2 protein-coding genes and 2 pseudogenes are annotated in these 3,504 nt (G+C 45.5%); 3 read left to right on the top strand and 1 reads right to left on the bottom strand.

What is annotated here, in order from left to right; translation table 11 throughout:
* The first annotated feature begins 654 nt into the window (after positions 1-654).
* The 3 genes and pseudogenes from BLU70_RS14065 (at position 655) to BLU70_RS14055 (ending at position 3,068) form a co-directional block, all read left to right on the top strand.
* Positions 655-2,016: a hypothetical protein gene (locus tag BLU70_RS14065; protein ID WP_074693986.1), complete on the top strand. Its 1,362-nt coding sequence runs from the start codon at positions 655-657 to the stop codon at positions 2,014-2,016.
* A 268-nt stretch (positions 2,017-2,284) separates the two neighbouring features.
* Positions 2,285-2,533 (top strand): annotated as a pseudogene (locus BLU70_RS14840) (transposase); the annotation flags it as partial.
* 76 nt (positions 2,534-2,609) lie between these two features.
* Positions 2,610-3,068 (top strand): hypothetical protein, encoded by a 459-nt coding sequence (locus BLU70_RS14055; protein WP_074693985.1) that lies wholly within the window; start codon positions 2,610-2,612, stop codon positions 3,066-3,068.
* A gap of 175 nt (positions 3,069-3,243) precedes the next feature.
* Here BLU70_RS14055 and BLU70_RS14050 read toward each other — a convergent pair.
* A pseudogene (locus tag BLU70_RS14050) lies at positions 3,244-3,504 on the bottom strand (DNA polymerase IV); the annotation flags it as partial.

The raw sequence follows: 3,504 nt of genomic DNA, 5'->3' as shown, positions 1-3,504 counted from the left end.
GTTGCAAGCTGTAGAAGCATTACGGGCTTGTGGAAGTGAATTGGCCAATCACGTATTACGCGAACTTCAACGACTCCCAAGAGAGTAGCAACAAATCCGGTCCCCACTGAAAGGAGGTGAGATGAAGTGAAGAAGCTTGTGTTGTGTGGGTGTCTGGTTGTTGCAACCATATTGGGATTGACCACACTAAAACCAGCGGATGGCGTAATTCCGCCAGTTTTAAATTTCTTATCAGCCCATATCTAAACTAGGGTGTAAATTCGACTCCTTTTGTAATAAACTTGCTCGGTCTACCTACGCAGAAAGGTAAATTTGGTCGTAGATGTGCATGACGAGCTTTCGATGGTAGACGCGTGAAGCAAAAGTAAGATAACGACTGCGAAGATTGTAATCCCGTGCATGGTAACGTCCTCGATCAGTGCACTTTCTCACTATGGATTTAATGTTCAATAAATGCAGATTCATCACAATGTTAAGGAGGCGCTCGGAGGGAAGTTCACCGAACAGGTGACTACAGGAGTTATCCAGAACTGCCCGGCCACTAGGCTCAAGACCATTGTCTCTGAGGATATCCCAGCAACTCAACCACGGAGTTTGGCGTGTGCGTTCACGGAAAACTGGCTCTAAACCATTTCATACGAGGAGGTATTCTAGATGCGACAAATGTTAATAAATATTTTTCGAATGGTACCGATAGTCTGCTTATCCGTTGTTCAAATTCCTTCTACGATTCTGGCTGCACCGACCCAGGATACAGATGTCCCAGGAATCGTAATCGATAACGTCCCGCGCGAAGCAGCTAACGTGAATTATACAACGAATGCAAGTGCTAATGTTGAGTTCTCGTCCATCTCTCTTCATGGATCATCAGTAAGCCTTATCGGAGAAGTGGTTGATGAAGGAAGCTATACCCCTTTTCAACTAACGGGCAATCTGTATCGCGGTATAACGTCAGGACGAATAGATGGTGTGTTGACAGATCAATTGAACAACTACAAGGTGGTGAGGTTCGAACTTCTACAGGACCCTACCCACTCAATTTTAATAAACAAAACACTAAAGGGTCCTGTAATGGCTCTTTATCTACAAAAAATGGGTACCAACAATTTGATCTGTGTCGAGACAATCGCGTCGAACTTGTTCAATCCGAACGATATAAATGACCTATTCACTAACGAGTCCAATCTTCCCGAAGCACCCCTCAGTGCGTCGCTTTGGGAAGAAGCATTATTCGCTCCAGATAAAGAAATAAAAACACCTGGTACTTGGAAAGAAATAGACTCATTTACCAGTCCGTCTGCAGTTAATTCACCTCAACCCAACGTAGTGTTCCACACGTACAGCTACACCACTTCATATACCGATTACTATTATGTGTTTGGGTACAATGTGTACGATACGATTACTATCGAAGATATTGCTTCTGAGCCAACGACATCAGCAGGAGATCCAACTGGTACACTTAAAGTTCTCAGCACTGACTTTAATGAAAGCAATGGGACAGATATAAAGAATAGAGTTACTGGTTTTCGAATAGGGCTCCTCGACGGGGGAGCGGGCATAAAACTTACTACAACCTCTCCTGGAGGAATAAATCAACAGTTTGCAGATGCAGGAGTCATAATGGGAGGCAAAACAACGTTTACAATTGATCTTAGTTATAATATGCCTTATACACCCGTCAATGGTTCTCTGGTCTTTAGTGCTCCTCAGCAATATACACTCAGCACCGGAACTTCAGGGAACCCGCAGTTGTATCAAAACCTAAATGGAGCTGCTGTTGGTAGTTATTTTATACCAGGCAATAACAATGAATATATGTGCTTGCCGGGTGATGAATTAGAAGTAGGATGGCAAGTTGGAGCATTTCATGGTTCGGACGCATATGCTACATGTGCAATCAGTTTTATCTATGATGTTTATAATTCTGCCAATCCATATGCCGAGTCCACCAACGCGGGTGACGATTCAGGTATGCAAGTAGATCCTCCAGCTGAGTGGACCATATATTATTAACTCAAGTTTCGCCTCCGATGAGGTTGTAATATTAGGGATGCCCATGGGTGAAATCTCAATTAGTAGTGTGAAATCTAATGATCCCAATTAACGAGAAAGCTACCGTGCGTGTCTACTAGAACTGTGGCCCAACGCCAAAAATAGGAGGCACGTACGATAGCTTCTCATTCTTGAAATGAATTCGCAAGATGTAAAATGAAGATTACATCGACCTGTTACGTGAACTTATGTGACGAATCGCCTAATTCATGGCCGATACGGAGTCGAAGAAAAAATCGGCGCGGAGCGTTATGAACTGAGAGGGAGGTATGTCATGCTACGAAACGGCTCGCGCACGTGGGATACGCACCTTGGAACCGTGGAGCTGAAGAGCTCGAAACTCCGCCAAGGTAGCTTCTTACCTTCCCTGCTCGTGCCCAGGACACGAGCGGAGCAAGCACTTGCAGCTGTCATCCAGGAGGCTTACGTGAAGGGCGTCAGCACCCGCAAGGTGGACGATCTCGTCCGAGCGCTTGGGAAGGTTATGTAAAGAACTGAATTTCACGCGCTTGCCGCAACTTTGTTTCTCATAAAAGAGAAGGAGGTAATGAGGTGTGAAAATAAAGCGAATTTTAGTTGTAACTATCATGGTTTCTTTATTATTTATAATATTGTTAGTTTGCTATCTATATACGGCTAGAGAACAAGATATCTTTGTATCAAATGTACTTAAGAAATATATGTATAGCGCGGAAACACTAAGCTTCAAACAGCTTCCTATCGCAACGGTGGATGACTTAGATACTGGGGCGCGTTATTTGGCTCCGGATTTAACTAATCCTCGTTTAACCCAGAAAGTCTTCAAGCACAATTTAGCTCTATTAGTAACAAGATCGGCCCAAAGCTATAAGATAATAATTATTAACGCATGGCTTACTAGCCCTGATTTTACACAGGGAACTGCTATTGTCGTCGCTAAATACAGAAATAATTTTGGGCAGTTCAGACAAATCGATCTTCGCGAATCTTTTTCGGTCCCTCATTATAAAATCAAACATGTCAAGCGTCAGTGAAAATGTCACCTTGAAACGCGTCATTTGCGTCTTTGAATGTGTCACGTTGAGAGCGCTCGGACGTGCGCGCCGTACCCTTGCACGGGTGCAGGCCGTTTGACTTGAGCCTGAAGGGACCCAGGAGCAAGAGGACTCATGACGGACACTCCAGACCTCCTTCAGGCGACGCAAAAGTTTACCGCACCCGTGCATGGGAGAAACCCTTGTGCGGCACGTGATAACTGTCCGAGTTGATGTCGCTCACGTCGATCCCGTTCGCCCATCGGTGGATAACCTCACTCCACACACCGAATTCGGCCTTGAGCACCCCGACGGGCAGGCGCGCGACGTCGCCAATCGTTTCGCACTTGAACTTGCGCCGCAGGACTTCCGCCCGCCGTTTCAGGCCCCACATCTCCTCCACGGGCAAGGGATGCAATACGTTCGGAATGTCCTC

Origin of the sequence: Alicyclobacillus hesperidum (assembly GCF_900107035.1) — a bacterium.
Taxonomy (GTDB): Bacteria; Bacillota; Bacilli; order Alicyclobacillales; family Alicyclobacillaceae; genus Alicyclobacillus; species Alicyclobacillus hesperidum.
This window is presented reverse-complemented; position numbering and strand designations above follow the sequence as displayed.

Coding starts and splice junctions, on each gene's coding strand:
- BLU70_RS14065 (WP_074693986.1), top strand. CDS start 655: ATGCGACAAATGTTAATAAATATTTTTCGAATGGTACCGATAGTCTGC.